The organism is Anaerocolumna jejuensis DSM 15929 (assembly GCF_900142215.1).
Lineage (GTDB): Bacteria > Bacillota > Clostridia > Lachnospirales > Lachnospiraceae > Anaerocolumna > Anaerocolumna jejuensis.
The window spans coordinates 50,535-65,840 of the sequence record NZ_FRAC01000009.1 but is presented as its reverse complement, the minus strand read 5'-3'; the positions used below and the strand labels follow the sequence as shown (position 1 = coordinate 65,840).

Sequence of the window (15,306 nt, the reverse complement as noted above, 5' to 3'; positions counted from 1 at the left end):
GAAATACAGCACTGTAGAAAGAGTATTCTTTCTGCAGTTTTTTTGTCCGCAAAATTCATCTAAGACTATCCTTTATCAATGGAATTCCAATTAAAAGCATAAAGCAAAGCAGGTCAATTGCCTGAATATCAAAAGAGCCTGCCCCTGCAGCCGGAGAAGGTGTGAGCCTGGGGCTGTAAGGGCAGGGAATTGGAGGAATTTATGAAGGATTTATTTGTTAATGGTGTAAAGAAATATATGGATACCACTTTGGTATTAAATAATATAACCTTTATGGTAAATGAAGGTGAAAAGGCTGGAATAGTCGGAGAAAACGGAAGCGGTAAGACTACGGTACTGAAATTGATTGCCGGCATCCTGACCTTGAATCACTGTGCCGGCTATCCCTATGCTCCGGTACCTCCGGGATATGATGAAGGATGGGTTATACTGCCGAAGGAGGTAACCTGTGCCTATCTTAACCAGATACCGGATTATGAAGCAGGGATTAAGGTAATAGATGTGCTGAATCTTGCCTTTGAGGAAGTGTATGCCCTGGAAGCTGAGCTAAGAAGCCTGGAAAAAGACATGCAGCATGCAAAGGAGGCAGAGCTGGAGCGGATACTGAAGAGATATGATAACTGTCTTAAAGTGTATGAAAGCAAGGGCGGTTATGAGGTGACGGAGAAGCTGAACCGGATATGCAAGGGCCTTAAATTCAGCGAAGAATTCTTAAATAAGGATTTTAGCATATTAAGCGGCGGTGAGAAGACCACGGCAGCCCTTGGAAAGCTTCTGATGGACAGCCCGGATATCCTGCTACTGGATGAGCCCACCAACCACCTGGACATGGAATCCGTAGAATGGTTGGAGGAGTATGTAAGAAATTATAAGGGAACCGTAATTATTGTATCCCATGACAGATATTTTCTGGATCATACCGTAACAAAAATCATTGAATTTGAAGAGAAGGAAAGTGACACTTATCAGGGGAATTACACGGAATATCTCCGCCTGAAAGAAGAAAAAATCCGTTTATGGCAGGAGACCTTCAGGGAACAGCAGAAGAAAATCGGTGAAATGGAAACCTCCGTAAAGCAGTTAAGGGAATGGGCCTCTAAGGGCGGTAATAATAAATTCTATAAAAGGGCTGCCAGCATCCAGAACAGGCTTGATAAAATAGAGCGGATAGAAAGGCCCGTTACTAAGAAAAAAGATATGAAACTGAACTTTATAGAGACGGGCAGGTCGGGAAATATCGTAATCAAAGCAGAGGGCCTGAAAAAAGCCTATGGCGGGAAAGTTCTCTTTGAAGATGGGGAAGTACAGGTCTATTATGGGGAAAGAGTTGCCCTGATTGGGCAGAATGGCAGCGGCAAAACAACCTTTCTTAAGATGCTTTTGGGAGAAGAAGTGCCGGATGATGGCATCATAGAGCTCGGCAGCAGTGTAAAGGCAGCGTATCTTCCCCAGCAGCTTGTGTTTTCTAATGAAGAACTGACAGTGGTCGAATGCTTTAGAGAAGATATTTCAATTCTGGAAGGAGCGGCCAGAGAATATCTTTCAAAGTTCCTGTTCTTTGGCAGTACGGTGTATAAGAAGGTAAAGCACCTGTCCGGAGGAGAGAGAGTACGCCTGATGCTTGCCAGACTAATTTTTCATGAGGCAAATCTGCTGATATTGGATGAACCTACCAACCACCTGGATACCTCCTCCATTGAAAATATCGAGAATACGCTGGAAGCCTTTAAAGGAACCGTATTTTTTATTTCCCATGACAGGTACTTTATCAATAAAGCTGCCGGCAGGGTACTTTCACTGGAAAGAGGAAAGCTTATAAGCTATGCCGGAAATTACGATGACTATAAGGAGATAAAAGAGAAGCTTAACAGGCAGGCTGAAAATAAGCCTGCTGATACTCCCGCTAAGAAAGACAGCATAAAAGTAAAACCCCATGGGGGATGCGGCAGAAAAAAAGAGGAAAAGAAGGAAGATACGGCAGAAAGAAAGAAAAATCTTGAAACCCGGATTGAAAACCTGGAAAAAGAAATCAGCAGCATAGGAGAAAGTATGAATTCTCCTCATATCCTGCTTGAGGAGCTTAATAAGCTTTACCGCAGGCAGGAGGAATTATCAGCAGAGCTTGATTTCTGTATGGAGGAATGGATGGATTGTAATTAGGTTAAGCCGGTTATTTGGTTGTATATTCGGCTTAGCATTGAATTTACGTTCTCTCAGGCTATAAAATGTGCTGTAAGATTGGAGAAGGGACTGTTGCAAAATAGATAGTTCAGACCGGATATCTTGCATAAATTCGTTTATGTATACAATATCCGGTATTGATTGTTCTTTTTGCGACAGCCCTTTTTTTCGTCAAATTTATTCTAAGTAGTTGACATTTAAAACCGGATAGTATATTATATGAAAAAAATTAATAATATTAAACATATATGAATAGTATGTTAATATAACAATCAGAGGCAGTCATCGAAAATGAATAGAAGGGGAAAAGGATTATGGCGAAAAAAACAACACAAATTGCAATCTATGGTAAAGGAGGCATCGGCAAATCAACAACGACATCAAATCTGTCTGCCGCTTTATCTGAGATGGGTTATAAGGTAATGCAGTTTGGCTGCGACCCGAAAAGTGATTCCACGAATACCTTGCGCAATGGAAAATATATACCCACCGTACTGGATACGCTGAGAGAAAAGAGTACGGTAAAAGCCAGTGAGGTCATATTCGAAGGCTTTCACGGTATTTACTGTGTGGAGGCCGGAGGCCCCGCACCCGGTGTCGGATGCGCCGGAAGAGGTATTATTACTGCGGTGGAATTATTTAAGCAGCAGAAGGTTTTCGAAGAACTGGATTTGGATTATGTCATTTATGATGTTCTCGGAGACGTTGTATGCGGCGGTTTCGCCGTACCAATCAGAGAAGGGATAGCGGAACATGTATTTACCGTATCCTCTGCGGATTTCATGTCCATATATGCTTCCAATAACCTTTTCAAAGGAATACATAAGTACTCAAGATCAGGCGGAGCCTTACTTGGCGGTGTCATTGCCAATTCCATCAATGCACCCTACTCCAAAGAAATAATCGATGATTTCGTTGCAAAGACCAATACCCAGGTAATTGAATATGTTCCCCGCTCCGTAACCGTAACCCAGAGCGAATTGCAGGGAAAGACCACCATTGAAGCCGCACCCAATACGGCACAGGCAGATGTGTACCGTTCGCTTGCCAGAAAGATAGCAAACCATACGGAATCAAAGGTCCCTGCTCCTCTTGAAATCGGTGAGTTAAGAGAGTGGGCAGCCAAATGGGGAGATTACCTTTTAGCCATGGAAACCGGAACCATACGGACAGAGCAGGCAAGCAATTTATAAGGGAGAAAATGAAACTTAATATAATAATTGCATCCGTTAACAGGAATATTCATTCGCTTAAAGTTACAGGCAGAAAAGCGTGAGCAGAAATGGAGTCAAGATGGAAGATAACAGGAATAATTACGAAGCGCTAAAGAATTCTCATCCATGCTTTGCAGGGCACAGGGCGAATAAGGGCAGAATCCATTTACCGGTGAGCCCGGGGTGTAATATAGAATGTAAATTCTGTGACAGAAAAATCAACGATTATGAGCAAAGGCCCGGCGTTACCTCCGTGGTCATTCAGGCTGAGGAGGCCTTGGAAATTGTAAGAAAGTCTTTGGAGCTATGTCCTGAGATTACGGTAGTTGGTATCGCAGGTCCGGGAGATACCCTGGCAACGGACTATGCCCTTAATACCTTTCGACTTATAAAGGAGGCTTTTCCGGATATCCTCAAGTGTATGAGCACCAATGGCCTGCTGCTTTCGGAAAGGGCAGAGGAAATCCTTGAGGTTGGAATCGATTCTTTAACGGTAACGGTCAATGCGGTGGACCCTGCCATCGAGGCTGAATTGAATTCCTCCATTGTGTATCACGGCAAGCGGTATGAGGGGGAAGAGGCAGCAGGGATTCTTATCAGGAACCAGCTGGCAGGGATACGGAAGGTTTCGGAAGCGGGAATTACAATTAAGGTAAATACGGTACTTGTACCGGGTATCAACGACGGGCACATTGAAGAGATAGCAAGAACCGTAAGTGAAGCAGGTGCCTCTATTTATAATCTGATACCACTGATTCCACAATATGAGCTGTCGGAATGTGAAGCTCCCAACTGTATGCAGATTGAAACAGCCAGAGGAAAAGCCGCCCAATATATTGATGTTTTCCGCCACTGTCAAAGATGCCGGGCAGATGCCATTGGTATACCGGGAGAAAAGGATTTTGGCGATCAGATATATCTGAACAGGATTGCCCATAAGGATACCTTCTCCCATGGATGATACTGCAATGCGGCCAGATGATTCAGGAGGGTGAATATGTCCTATAAAATAGCAGTTGCCAGTACGGATGGCAAGGTAATCAACCAGCATTTTGGGAGAACAAAGAAGTTTTATATTATTCATGTGGAGGATTCCGGGGAATACCATTACATAGAGACAAGGGAAACCGCCCCGGCCTGTCAGGGAGGCAGCCATGAGGAGGACTTACTGGCACGGAATGCAGAGCTGTTGTCCGACTGCAAATACGTATTGGTAAGCCAGATTGGCCCGGGAGCTGAATATGCCCTTAGCAAAAAAGGAGTTACCGCTTTTGTAATCACCCATTACATCGATGAGGCGGTAAAAAGACTGATTCAGTATCATTCGGAATCAAGCTGAAGGATACTGAACCAGACTGAAATAAGCTGAAGGATACTGAACCAGACGGGATTTAGGCTTAAATAAAAAACATTAACCCCTGCTCGGATTTATATTTTTCTGATTCGGATACAAGGTCATAAAGAGTGACCTTTTGAAGGGTTTCCCTGATTACTGAATCTAGGGAATCATAAATGGAAGCCTTCATAGCTTCTTCCATTTCAGGAGCCGTATCTTTTATAGTCTCCTCCGTGGTTTCAAATAAAGAGGTTTCCACAGCGGACAGGATATCGTATACGGTAATGTGCTGAGGTTCCCCGCTTAACTGGTATCCGCCCTGTGAGCCTTTGATAGAAGTAACAATTCCACCGCGCTTTAATAAGGAAAAAACCTGCTCCAGGTAGATTTTTGAAATATTCAGTTTTTCAGAAATACTGATTAGGGTAATATAGTCATTTTTATTGTTAAGCTGCGCCATGTGTATGGTTGCCGCAAGTGCATAACGACTTTTTGCTGATAATCTCATGGTATCCTCCAATCTGTTGTCAGACAGATTTGATATATGGTAAACAAAAGGGTCTTTTGTTTAGAAATAATATTCATAAGTGCTTTGTTTTCTGACAATAGTGTTCTATTTCATATTATTCAAATATGTATTTATAATATATGAAAAAGATATTACTGTCAATAGCATATGAAATTGGGGCGGATATCATACATTATTTTATACAGCAAAAAATTCCGGCATCCTTTGTAACAGAGAGGCCTTTTTTACCGAGCTTTCTTGTAAGAAATTTCTCGAAATCCTGCTCCCTATCCTTTAAGATACTCATTTGATTTCCATGGCAGGAATAGATATAATCGGCCAGGGGCCTTATATCGGTCACCAGCAAGCTGTCTTCGTAAAGGTATTTCTCAACGGTCTGAAAGAAGGCCTTTAGTTCCTCAGCCCCTTCATCAAGACCGAAAATGTCATAAAGCTTAACCTCCGAAAGGGCAATTTGCTCGTCATATTCCTTTGCCAGTTCTTCAATTTCCTTCATATGCTTCCTGCCATAGGTGCTAAGGCATAGGCAGCCGCCCTTTTTTAAGACACGGTAAAGCTCGCCAAGGGCTTTTTTTCTGTCTCTGGCATAGAACAGGACATGATTGGCGATGACAAGGTCAAAGGAATTATCCTCATAGGGAATATTCTGCATATCAAACTGTTCAAAGGAAAAGGAAGGCGATATCCCCTTTAATCTGGCAGCGGCACTTCTTAGCATACCGGAGGAAATATCGGAGAGCAAAAGAGAGGCTCCCTTTGGAAGGGAATCCTTCATTTCCCGCCAAAGCTCTCCGTTTCCGCACCCGACCTCCAGGATATTCTGATTCTCACGAATAGGGAGTTTGCTGCATATCCAAGGATACCAGCCTAAGGGATTTTGGGCGTATTTCCTGTGCAGATCGATGCGTACCTTAAGATTCTTGGAGGTCTTGTACTGGCTCAGAAGAGTCTCCTCCATATTTAAAAGGTGTATCAGACCCACAATTTGGCTCCAGTCAGGCTCTTCCGATTGGGAAAGCAGGGCGGAAGTTTCGTTTAACATCTGTTCCATTTGCCTTAATTCAGCGATTTTCTCACCAATGAGCTTTTGCTGCAGCTGTAAGGATTCTTTTACAAAGGAAGCATCCGAGGAATTAATGGTAATCTCCTTGATTTCCTCCAGGGCAAAGCCCAGTTTTTTCAGTACAAGGATTCTTTGCAGGCTGGCAAAATCCCTGTCAGTATAATAGCGGTAGCCGGAATCCTTCATTAGGGAAGGCTTGAGCAGTCCCTTTTGATCATAATACCGTATTGTCCGTACAGATATATTGGCTCTTTTTGAAAATTCTCCGGTAGTATAAAATGAATCGTTCATGGAATATCACCTCCTTCACTTCCTGTAATTACTTCATTATTTAATGGGAAGGGATTGCAGGACTGTCCATAAAGTCCCTGTTCTCCATATACCATCCCACCGTCCTTCTTATTCCCTCTTCAAAGGAAACCTCCTGCTTCCAGCCAAGTTCCTTCTGAAGCTTTGCAGCATCCATGGAATACCTTCTGTCATGGCCTTTCCGGTCTTCTATAAATTCAATGGAAGGAATGCTCATCTGGTACTCATTCTTTAAAATAGAAGTTATGCTATTAATTATCTCAAGGTTAGTATAATCCTTTTCGGCACCGATATTATAAACCTCTCCAATTCGGCCTTCTTTTAACACTTTGTCAATGGCCGACAGGTGGTCTGAGACATACAGCCAGTTCCTAATATTCAGTCCATCTCCGTAGACAGGTATTGGCTGGCCCTTTTGACAGCATAAGATGCAGTTTGGAATAAATTTTTCCTGATATTGATAGGGGCCGTAATTGTTGGAGCATCTTGTTACCAGGACAGGAAGCCCATAGGTCTCATAATAGGCTCTTGCCATATGGTCACCTCCGGCCTTGCTGGCGGAGTAGGGGTTTCTGGGCTGCACAGGCGTATTTTCCGTAAATTTGCCAGGCCCTTTCAGTTCACCGTATACTTCATCCGTTGAAATATAGAGAAAACGTTTGCCGCTAAAATCCCTTTCCCAGGCATTTTTGGCAGCATCCAAAAGGCTTAAGGTGCCGCAGACATTTACCCTGGCAAATTCCTTTGGGGAACGGATGCTCCTGTCCACATGGGAATGAGCTGCAAAGTGTACTACATAGTCAATGTCATTCTTTGCAAATAGTTCCTCCAGCAGAGCTTCCTCGCAGATATCACCTTTTACAAAGCGGTAAGCACTGCTTCCTTCATAGCAGCTTACATTTGCAGACCTTGCACAATAAGTCAGGGCGTCCAGGTTTATAATTCTGATTTCTTCTTTCAGATGCTGCATTAAATAGTGAATATAATTGGAGCCGATAAACCCGGCACCTCCGGTAATAAGATATGTTTTCATAAGAAACCTCCTGTATATGTTTTAGTAATCATATTGTAGAAGGTTACCTAGCGTAAGAGTCAAGCACATTATTAATAAGTTTTTAATAAGGAAATCTGAAAGGTTTAATCCCACAGTCTGAAAGTCTTTAACTGCAAGGCTTGAATTCTATAGGCCTTTAAAAATAATCGGTTTTTTTCATTAATATTACAGTACCAGTGTATCCATAATCCTGAAGAACCTTCCCTCTTCAATGTTACTGTTTTGAAAAGGGTTTTCAGGCATTGTCTCTAGAAAGGAAAAGGTGACGGGAAAGCATTGCTCCATATGTGTTACATATTCCTTTGAAAAATATTCCCGGCTTCCTTGTACGCCCATAAGTATGAGCTGATAGCAGTTCATCAGAACAAACTCCAGAAAGCTTTTGTTATCCGTGGGAAAGGAATTGCATAAATCAGTTACAAAGAATAAAAGCTTATTAACGGTCTTTTCTTCTTCCGCAGGATGTGTATTGATAGTAAACAGAGTCTGGTGCCCTTTCTCCGAATCCTCCCTGATATCCTGCAGGTCGTCGGCAAGCTGCAGAAAGAACCCAAATCCCAGATAAAAGATCATATCTTCCTCGGTAATCCTTTCCTTTACAAAGAAGCGGTCAATGAGCACTGATATGCCTCCCTTATACAGAGATATAAAAAGGCGCTTTTCATAATCCAGGGAGTTATCCTTGCTTTGCTGCTCCAGGCTTTTCTCCTGGGCATCCAGCATCATAAGCAAAAGCTCTGTCACCGGGCAGGGGGCTTCTTCTTTACATGATTCCTTTGCAGCAGAAAGAAAGTACAGGGTCTTGTCATCATGCTCGGAGGTTGAAGCTGCCGCTTCTCCCTTCAGGTAATCTCTGATAAGGGAATTATAGCGGGCTTTTTCCTCCTTGGTACAGGCGGTATTGTCTATATAATTATCCGTAAAGGGATAGAGCATACTGTAACCGTAGCAGGCTCTGGAAAAGTCAGAGGTGTCCTGATGGATTTCCTTGAACATCAGATAGACGGTATAGTTTCTGACAGCCTGCCCCATGTCCTCAAAGGACAAAGCCGGCGCATCGGTACGGACCCTTTTTATAAATTCTTTGATTTCCGAAATGAGGTTTTCTACCCTTTCATGGGGGAGGTATCGGTGCAGTTCAAGGATGGTCTCTTCGGACAGAACCTGATATAGCAGGCGGAAGGTCTTTTTCTTCCATCTCCTTCTGCCGAGGGGAAAGCGTGGATACTTTGTGATTTGCTGGTGGAACTGAGCAGATATTTCTTTGACATAGGCTTCGTTCTTTTCCTTCGCTTCACGGGATACCTGTGTCAAACAGGAGGGAAAGGCCTCCGCTGCCGATAACCAGCGTTCTCTTAAAACAGGAAGGAAAGATTTTATAATCGTATTCTCATGAAAGAAATCCATAACTGTTCTCCTTTATTTTCCAGCTATTGCATGCTGTGCCATTAAATGTATTATAAAGAACAAGGCAGCTAAAATCAATAATTGTATAAGATAAGTGCTAAACTATTGATTGTGGGGAATTGTTTCGGTATAATGACTATAGGAGAAATAATGAAATTGGAGGAGTACCCATGTCACAAACGACAAAAAAAGCTCTGGCTTATTCTCTCAAGAATCTATTAAAGCAAAAGCCCTTGGATAAGATAACGGTAACGGATATAACCGAGGACTGTGAGGTTAACAGGCAGACCTTTTACTACCATTTTAAGGATATCTATGATCTGGTGGAGTGGATATATACCATTGAAGCAACCAAAGCATTGGATGGCAACAAAACTGCTACGACCTGGCAGCAGGGTTTCCTTCAAATATTTGAATATATTGTGGAAAACAAGGCATTTGTAAAAAGCACCTATCATTCTGTTAACAGAGAGCACTTGGAAGCCTATCTTTATAACGAGACTTTTAATTTGCTGATTGGGGTTTTGGACGAATTTGCAGAGGATATGTCCGTCAGAGAAGAAGATAAAAAATATATCGCTAATTTCTACAAATATGCTTTTGTTGGTTTGGTCCTTGACTGGATAGGAAGGGGAATGAAAGAAGAGCCCAAAGAAATTATGGACAGGCTGAGCATTCTGCTTCAGGGAGATTTTCGAAATTCCTTGGAGAAATTTAATACCAAGAGGGTTTCGGTTACTTCCTTACATTGAAAGCTGCAGAGAGATTGTATTTACAATGGAATATTCTGTCCGTGCTGGGATGAAAGCAGTGTATTACCTTCTTGATGCGGACAGGGGGAGTGCCGTAAGTATTTGATTCCTTTTATGACATCGGAGTGCCGATGATTCCACCTTAAAGCTGATGAATGGAGAGAAGATAGCGGATAAGAAGTTTCAGAAGAGGCAGCTGCAGTTATTGTGCAGCGCCTCTTTTTGTAGAATAATATTATAGAATAAAATCATTGTGATGTATTTCTTATTTTCGCGATATCCCTTCTGGGAGAGGCTCCAAAAAAGCGGCTGTAGTCGCGGCTGAACTGAGAATCACTTATGTATCCCACCAGCCTGGAGGCAGTGGTGGCATCCATTTGCCGGGATAGCATCAGGCGTTTTGCTTCCTGCAAGCGGAGGGCTTTTTGGTATTGTACCGGAGTCATGGATGTGACCGCTTTAAAATGTTCATGAAATGACGATATGCTCATATGTGCAATCTTTGCCAGTTCTGCAACTTTTATCTGCTGGGAAAAGTTTTTGCGAAGCCATTCAATTGAATTTGCAATGTGATGGACACTGGAGTCTGCAAATCCCATCTCAGCAGCATGTATTCCAATGGGGCTGCGAAGAAGACGTATCAGAATCTCTTCCAGTATGAGTGGTCCCAGTAATTCTGTATCGCCGGGATTTTGCAGGCATTCAATGAGCCTTGATACCGCATTGATCATGTTTATATCGGTATCTGTTATATAGCCTGCACGCCATTGGCTTACTTGCGGGAGGCCTTGAGGATATACCTCAGGATATACCTTTAACACCAGTTCCGCCATCTTTTGAGGGTCCAGTTCCAGCCTGACAGTGAGAAGTGGCTCGGTGGGGCTGGCTTCCGTAACCTTCAGAGAGACAGGCAGCGCAACAGGAAGCATCATCATTTGACACCGGCCAAGGCTGTAGGCTTCCTGCCCCACAGCGATGGACTTGGCTCCTTGTGCTACAATTCCCAAAGAAGGGGAATAGAAGGTTTTTATGAAATCAGGAGTACTTTCGGAATAACGGACAATATATAAGCCGGGAATGGACATGCCTGCAACACCATCCTGTGGAGTACAGGCGCTTAACAGCTGTACCAGCCGGGCCACCTCTGCATCGAGTAATTGATTGGAGCTGGCCAATGGCTGTGATATGGAACTTTCATTTGTTATAACCATTATTAAAAATGTCTCCTTCCTCTATTAATTCTGTGATTTCCCACTGCATCTGACAAGAAACGAACTATTTATGGCATAGCCAATATCCCTTAACTGAAACAAGCCTTCCATTATTGAAAATATCAAAGCTAAAAACATCAAAGCTAAAAACATGCTCCAAACCGGAAAAGTAGTAGCTTGAAGGAAGGCCAGGGCAATGAAGGCAATAAATATCATGCCATTGGAGGTTAAAAGTGCGTTGCAATAACCTGATATACGGATAAATGTAAACCAATAATTATATATCCTTTCGATAGATAATGCAAGTATTAAATATTTTTAAAAGAATTACATAAATACTTATTAATTAAGCAGAATTTACTTAGCAATTCATCCCAGGTTGTGTATGCATTTCCTGAAAAAAAGAAGAAGAGAAATGAGAAGTAGAAAAAGGAAAAGAAGACAAAGGGAGATTAAGACAAAGGGAGATTAAGACAAAGGGAGATTAAGACAAAAAGAGAATAAGACAAAAAGAGGAGAAAATAAGGCAAATATCCTTCTGGAAAATCAATTATACTATAAAAGTCCTATACAATAGGCAGTATGAGAATAGTATAAAGGTTAAACAGAAAAGAGGTATTATATTATGCGTATATTTATAACAGGAGCAACGGGTTTCGTTGGCTCAGCAGTAGCAAAGGAATTAATGGGAGCCGGATATGAGGTATTAGGTCTTGCACGTTCAGACGAGGCGGTGAAATCCCTTAGTGCCGCCGGAGTTCAGGTACATAAAGGTGACCTGGAGGATTTGGAGAGCCTGCGGGCCGGAGCGGCAAATGCAGATGGTGTCATTCACACAGCATTTAATCATGATTTTACAAAATTTAAGGACAGCACTGAGACAGACAGGCGCGCGATAGAAGCAATTGGAACAGAACTTGCAGGCTCAGGACGGCCTTTCATTGTTACTTCCGCAATAGGAATTCTTCCCCAGGGACATCTTGTTTCAGAGGAAACAGAACCAGTTACAGGACCGCATTCCCGCGGGCTGTCAGAACAGACAGTAATACAGTTTGCCGGGAAGGGAGTAAGGACCTCTGTGATTCGGCTGGCACCGTCAGTTCATGGCGAAGGTGACCACAATTTTATTCCGAACCTGATAAGACTGGCAAAGGAAAAAGGTGTTTCTGCTTATATTGGAGAAGGCAGCAATCGCTGGCCCGCCGTCCACAGATTTGATACGGCACATCTCTATCGTCTGATACTTGAAAAAGGTATTGCAGGCAGCAGATACCATGCAGTTGCCGAAGAGAGTATTCCATTTAAAGAAATCGCCGGTGCCATTGGCCGCCAATTAAATGTACCTGTTGTCAGCCTGTCTCCCGAAGAAGCCGGCAATCATTTTGGATGGTTCACGAACTTTGCAGCCATGGATGTCCCTGCGTCAAGCCAGCTGACAAGAGAACAGCTTGGCTGGCAGCCGTCATATCCAGGCTTGCTTGAGGATATCAGTCTCCCGCATTATTATTAAATTAACTGAAAAAGGGAGAGTTCTTCCATTCAAATTCTGTTAAAAATACCATAGATTCCCTTTACAGAGCTTATCACTAGAGATATAATGGTTTTAATTACTACATGAGGCGGCATGAGCCTTGTGATATATGTATATAGTGAATAATGCCAGGAGGGAAGAAGATGTCTGATTATATTATAACCTGCTGTTCCACAGCGGATATGCCAGGTGAATTCTTTAAGGAAAATAATATCCCCATCATTCATTTCCACTATACGATGGAAGGAAAGGAATACGAGGATGACCTGGGAAAATCCATGCCCTTTGATTTATTTTATAATAAAATAAAGGAGGGAGCTGTTTCTACTACCTCACAGCCCAATGCGGAGCAATATATGGAAGTCTGGGAACCGCTTCTAAAAGAAGGCAGGGATGTATTGCATATAAGCCTGTCCGGCGGTATATCCGGTGCCTATAATTCCGCCTGTATCGCGGCGGATATGTTAAGAGAAAAGTATCCGGAAAATAAGTTATATGTAGTGGATTCACTGGCAGCATCTTCCGGTTATGGACTTCTTGTTACTCTTGGAATGGAAAAGAAAAAGGAAGGACTCCCCATAGAGGAGTGCGATAAGTGGATTGAGGAGAATAAGCTCACCATCCATCACTGGTTCTTTTCCACAGACCTTACAAGCTATTACAGGGGAGGAAGGATATCCGCAACCTCCGCTGCTTTTGGCACTATTCTGAAAATATGCCCGCTTCTGAATGTAAGCCATGAAGGAAAGCTGATTCCCAGGGATAAGTACAGGGGAAAGAAAAAGGTGTCGGAAGAGATGGTAAAGCGTATGGAGCAATATGCACTTGACCGGTACGGTTATTCAGGAAGATGTTATATTTCCCATTCCTCCTGTTATGAAGACGCAAAACTGGTCGCAGAGATGATTGAGGAGAAATTCCCGAAGCTTAATGGAAAAGTGATGATAAATAACATCGGAACTGTTATTGGCTCCCATACAGGCCCCGGGACGGTCGCCCTTTATTTTGCAGGAGTTAAACGTACGGAATAGGAAAGCTACTTTTTATCATCCAGAAGCTGCTTTAGCAGGCTGATCAGAAAAGCTGCAAGGAGGGAATTTAAGAAGCCTCCCATTGCAATTCCGCTTACAAAGTGATCAGCTATCATAATGGTCCAGGCATTGACCACAAAGTTGAACAGGCCCAGGGTCAGTATATTCAGAGGAAGGGTCACCAGTAACAGGAGCGGTTTCAGCAGCAGGTTCACAAGGAGCAGTACAACGCCCACAAATAGCAGGGAAAACGAATTGTAAACGGAAACTGTAGGAATAGCCAGTGAGAGCAGATATATAACTGCAATGTAGGAAACATAGTGAAAAAATATCTTTTTCATAGAATGTCCTTTCTGATAAGTTTATAAAATTTTGACCAGGACCTGCACTTCGTTGGTTGCTACGTCCACTAAGTCATAGGAACCATCTTTTTTTAAAGAATGTATTATTGTGTGTACAGCCTCCAGAAATACCTTTAGTGCCTCCGGTGTAAAAACATACTTTTTTTCACCGGAGGTTATTTTAGATACAGGTGCATTGGGAGTAAATAATTTTATGACGCTTAATAAATCTACGGTGCTGTCTATCAGCTCATCCAATAGGCTTAAAGGTATGGGAAAGGAAATTGAAAAGGCTCTTTTTTCCTTAACTTTTACAGATATCCACATAACAGGATAGATTTTACTCCACATAAATTTTTACCCTTATCATGCTTTGGCTGTCCTCATCCCAGGCTTCTACATCTACAATGCTGGGGTCATCCAGGGTTCCGTTTAGCAATTGGTTTATGATCTCCTGAAAATCAATATCGGATATATAAACGCCCTTGCTTTCCATCTTGCTTCTGGCATCGGGCGGTATATGGGTCATTACTTTACCGGCAACCTCTCCAAGGGTCGTGATAAGACCAAGGGGAACGTTAACATTGACATTCACTGTTTTATTGTCGGAGGAGACTTTAATCTTTAGAAATTTATACTGGCTTTTCTTAATAACCGGGTTCGTGACGGATATTTCATTCGTTTCCTTTGTTTCAGTGGTTTCCTTTGTATTCCCCAGGGCTTCCAAAAGCTCCATGCCTTCGGCTGCGGTAATCTGTCCTTTTTCAATCATTTCCAGAATTTTTAATTGTTCATTCATATATTATACCATTATATACCGCTGTCAGCGATACTGCCACAAATAGGAAGAGTGAAGGAATATGCAGGTGGCCCTTTCTTTTTATTTTCATTCACCCAAACTTCATTACCTTATCCTTTTGTTTCATTCAGACGGTTACAGATTTAATTTCTTAATTCTTTCCGTTGCTTCCTTTGGAGAGATTTCCCCTTTTGACAGCTGCTCTAAAATCTCTTCCTTCGCTTCTTTTATAAAGTCGTTATCTCTTGCCGCTTCCTTTGAGGGCACCTCAAAGCCAAGATTCCGGATAACAGCATCCAGCTTACCGCGGACGGTTGGATAAGAAATTCCAAGTTCCTTCTCAACATCCTTGATATTACCTCTGCATTTAATAAATATCTTTGCAAATTCCAGATCCTCAGCAGGCAGTCTGCAGAATTCGCAGGGTTCAAAGTCTCCTTCCAGTGAAGTATGGCACTTCGGACATCCAAGCTTTGTAATGGAGAGCTTTTCCCCGCAGACAGGACAGTTGCCGGGAGCCTTATATCTCATGGAAAATACCTCCTTTA

16 protein-coding genes are annotated in these 15,306 nt (G+C 42.6%); 7 read left to right on the top strand and 9 right to left on the bottom strand.

Going from position 1 to position 15,306, the window contains the following annotated elements; all coding sequences use genetic code 11:
• Positions 1-201: 201 nt before the first annotated feature.
• The 4 genes from abc-f (at position 202) to BUB77_RS08235 (ending at position 4,734) form a co-directional block, all read left to right on the top strand.
• The gene (gene abc-f, locus BUB77_RS08250) at positions 202-2,160 is read left to right on the top strand and encodes a ribosomal protection-like ABC-F family protein (RefSeq protein WP_073274728.1); all 1,959 of its coding nucleotides are present in this window, start codon (positions 202-204) and stop codon (positions 2,158-2,160) included.
• 335 nt (positions 2,161-2,495) lie between these two features.
• Positions 2,496-3,374: a nitrogenase iron protein gene (nifH, locus tag BUB77_RS08245; RefSeq protein ID WP_073274727.1), complete on the top strand. Its 879-nt coding sequence runs from the start codon at positions 2,496-2,498 to the stop codon at positions 3,372-3,374.
• 100 nt (positions 3,375-3,474) lie between these two features.
• The gene (locus BUB77_RS08240) at positions 3,475-4,356 is read left to right on the top strand and encodes a radical SAM protein (protein ID WP_073274725.1); all 882 of its coding nucleotides are present in this window, start codon (positions 3,475-3,477) and stop codon (positions 4,354-4,356) included.
• A 36-nt stretch (positions 4,357-4,392) separates the two neighbouring features.
• A complete protein-coding gene (locus tag BUB77_RS08235) occupies positions 4,393-4,734 on the top strand; it encodes a NifB/NifX family molybdenum-iron cluster-binding protein (protein ID WP_073274723.1) in 342 nt (113 codons plus the stop codon).
• Positions 4,735-4,792: 58 nt separating this feature from the next.
• Here BUB77_RS08235 and BUB77_RS08230 read toward each other — a convergent pair whose 3' ends face one another.
• The 4 genes from BUB77_RS08230 to BUB77_RS08215 form a co-directional block, all read right to left on the bottom strand.
• Positions 4,793-5,239 carry an RrF2 family transcriptional regulator gene (locus BUB77_RS08230; protein ID WP_073274721.1) on the bottom strand — a complete coding sequence of 149 codons (447 nt, stop codon included), beginning with the start codon at positions 5,237-5,239 and terminating at the stop codon, positions 4,793-4,795.
• A 193-nt stretch (positions 5,240-5,432) separates the two neighbouring features.
• Positions 5,433-6,614: a MerR family transcriptional regulator gene (locus BUB77_RS08225; RefSeq protein ID WP_073274719.1), complete on the bottom strand. Its 1,182-nt coding sequence runs from the start codon at positions 6,612-6,614 to the stop codon at positions 5,433-5,435.
• Between the two features lie 40 nt (positions 6,615-6,654).
• Positions 6,655-7,665, bottom strand: coding sequence for a dTDP-glucose 4,6-dehydratase (rfbB, locus tag BUB77_RS08220; RefSeq protein ID WP_073274717.1), 1,011 nt, complete (start codon positions 7,663-7,665; stop codon positions 6,655-6,657).
• A gap of 186 nt (positions 7,666-7,851) precedes the next feature.
• Positions 7,852-9,093, bottom strand: a complete 1,242-nt coding sequence (locus BUB77_RS08215; RefSeq protein WP_073274715.1) for a hypothetical protein — start codon at positions 9,091-9,093, stop codon at positions 7,852-7,854.
• 170 nt (positions 9,094-9,263) lie between these two features.
• Here BUB77_RS08215 and BUB77_RS08210 point away from each other — a divergent pair, with 170 nt between their 5' ends.
• Positions 9,264-9,845: a TetR/AcrR family transcriptional regulator gene (locus tag BUB77_RS08210; RefSeq protein ID WP_073274714.1), complete on the top strand. Its 582-nt coding sequence runs from the start codon at positions 9,264-9,266 to the stop codon at positions 9,843-9,845.
• A gap of 248 nt (positions 9,846-10,093) precedes the next feature.
• Here BUB77_RS08210 and BUB77_RS08205 read toward each other — a convergent pair whose 3' ends face one another.
• Complete coding sequence (locus tag BUB77_RS08205) at positions 10,094-11,056, bottom strand: AraC family transcriptional regulator (RefSeq protein ID WP_073274713.1); 963 nt, start codon at positions 11,054-11,056, stop codon at positions 10,094-10,096.
• Between the two features lie 625 nt (positions 11,057-11,681).
• On the opposite strand from BUB77_RS08205, the gene BUB77_RS08200 reads away from it, so the two are divergent.
• Together BUB77_RS08200 and BUB77_RS08195 are read left to right on the top strand one after the other, a co-directional pair.
• Positions 11,682-12,566 carry an SDR family oxidoreductase gene (locus BUB77_RS08200; RefSeq protein ID WP_073274711.1) on the top strand — a complete coding sequence of 295 codons (885 nt, stop codon included), beginning with the start codon at positions 11,682-11,684 and terminating at the stop codon, positions 12,564-12,566.
• 164 nt (positions 12,567-12,730) lie between these two features.
• The gene (locus BUB77_RS08195; RefSeq protein ID WP_073274709.1) at positions 12,731-13,618 is read left to right on the top strand and encodes a DegV family protein; all 888 of its coding nucleotides are present in this window, start codon (positions 12,731-12,733) and stop codon (positions 13,616-13,618) included.
• A 5-nt stretch (positions 13,619-13,623) separates the two neighbouring features.
• Here BUB77_RS08195 and BUB77_RS08190 read toward each other — a convergent pair whose 3' ends face one another.
• The 4 genes from BUB77_RS08190 to BUB77_RS08175 form a co-directional block, all read right to left on the bottom strand.
• Positions 13,624-13,959, bottom strand: coding sequence for a phage holin family protein (locus BUB77_RS08190; RefSeq protein ID WP_073274707.1), 336 nt, complete (start codon positions 13,957-13,959; stop codon positions 13,624-13,626).
• Between the two features lie 21 nt (positions 13,960-13,980).
• On the bottom strand, positions 13,981-14,310 hold the full coding sequence (locus BUB77_RS08185) for a hypothetical protein (protein ID WP_073274705.1): 330 nt from the start codon (positions 14,308-14,310) through the stop codon (positions 13,981-13,983).
• Positions 14,300-14,758 carry an SHOCT-like domain-containing protein gene (locus BUB77_RS08180; protein ID WP_073274703.1) on the bottom strand — a complete coding sequence of 153 codons (459 nt, stop codon included), beginning with the start codon at positions 14,756-14,758 and terminating at the stop codon, positions 14,300-14,302. The genes BUB77_RS08185 and BUB77_RS08180 overlap by 11 nt, the downstream gene beginning before the upstream one ends.
• A 135-nt stretch (positions 14,759-14,893) precedes the next feature.
• A complete protein-coding gene (locus BUB77_RS08175; RefSeq protein WP_073274702.1) occupies positions 14,894-15,289 on the bottom strand; it encodes a DUF2089 domain-containing protein in 396 nt (131 codons plus the stop codon).
• Between the last annotated feature and the right edge of the window lie 17 nt (positions 15,290-15,306).

Excerpts from the sequence above, each read along its gene's own strand:
- abc-f (WP_073274728.1), top strand. The coding sequence starts at position 202 with ATGAAGGATTTATTTGTTAATGGTGTAAAGAAATATATGGATACCACT.
- nifH (WP_073274727.1), top strand. The coding sequence starts at position 2,496 with ATGGCGAAAAAAACAACACAAATTGCAATCTATGGTAAAGGAGGCATC.
- BUB77_RS08240 (WP_073274725.1), top strand. The coding sequence starts at position 3,475 with ATGGAAGATAACAGGAATAATTACGAAGCGCTAAAGAATTCTCATCCA.
- BUB77_RS08235 (WP_073274723.1), top strand. The coding sequence starts at position 4,393 with ATGTCCTATAAAATAGCAGTTGCCAGTACGGATGGCAAGGTAATCAAC.
- BUB77_RS08230 (WP_073274721.1), bottom strand. The coding sequence starts at position 5,239 with ATGAGATTATCAGCAAAAAGTCGTTATGCACTTGCGGCAACCATACAC.
- BUB77_RS08225 (WP_073274719.1), bottom strand. The coding sequence starts at position 6,614 with ATGAACGATTCATTTTATACTACCGGAGAATTTTCAAAAAGAGCCAAT.
- rfbB (WP_073274717.1), bottom strand. The coding sequence starts at position 7,665 with ATGAAAACATATCTTATTACCGGAGGTGCCGGGTTTATCGGCTCCAAT.
- BUB77_RS08215 (WP_073274715.1), bottom strand. The coding sequence starts at position 9,093 with ATGGATTTCTTTCATGAGAATACGATTATAAAATCTTTCCTTCCTGTT.
- BUB77_RS08210 (WP_073274714.1), top strand. The coding sequence starts at position 9,264 with ATGTCACAAACGACAAAAAAAGCTCTGGCTTATTCTCTCAAGAATCTA.
- BUB77_RS08205 (WP_073274713.1), bottom strand. The coding sequence starts at position 11,056 with ATGGTTATAACAAATGAAAGTTCCATATCACAGCCATTGGCCAGCTCC.
- BUB77_RS08200 (WP_073274711.1), top strand. The coding sequence starts at position 11,682 with ATGCGTATATTTATAACAGGAGCAACGGGTTTCGTTGGCTCAGCAGTA.
- BUB77_RS08195 (WP_073274709.1), top strand. The coding sequence starts at position 12,731 with ATGTCTGATTATATTATAACCTGCTGTTCCACAGCGGATATGCCAGGT.
- BUB77_RS08190 (WP_073274707.1), bottom strand. The coding sequence starts at position 13,959 with ATGAAAAAGATATTTTTTCACTATGTTTCCTACATTGCAGTTATATAT.
- BUB77_RS08185 (WP_073274705.1), bottom strand. The coding sequence starts at position 14,310 with ATGTGGAGTAAAATCTATCCTGTTATGTGGATATCTGTAAAAGTTAAG.
- BUB77_RS08180 (WP_073274703.1), bottom strand. The coding sequence starts at position 14,758 with ATGAATGAACAATTAAAAATTCTGGAAATGATTGAAAAAGGACAGATT.
- BUB77_RS08175 (WP_073274702.1), bottom strand. The coding sequence starts at position 15,289 with ATGAGATATAAGGCTCCCGGCAACTGTCCTGTCTGCGGGGAAAAGCTC.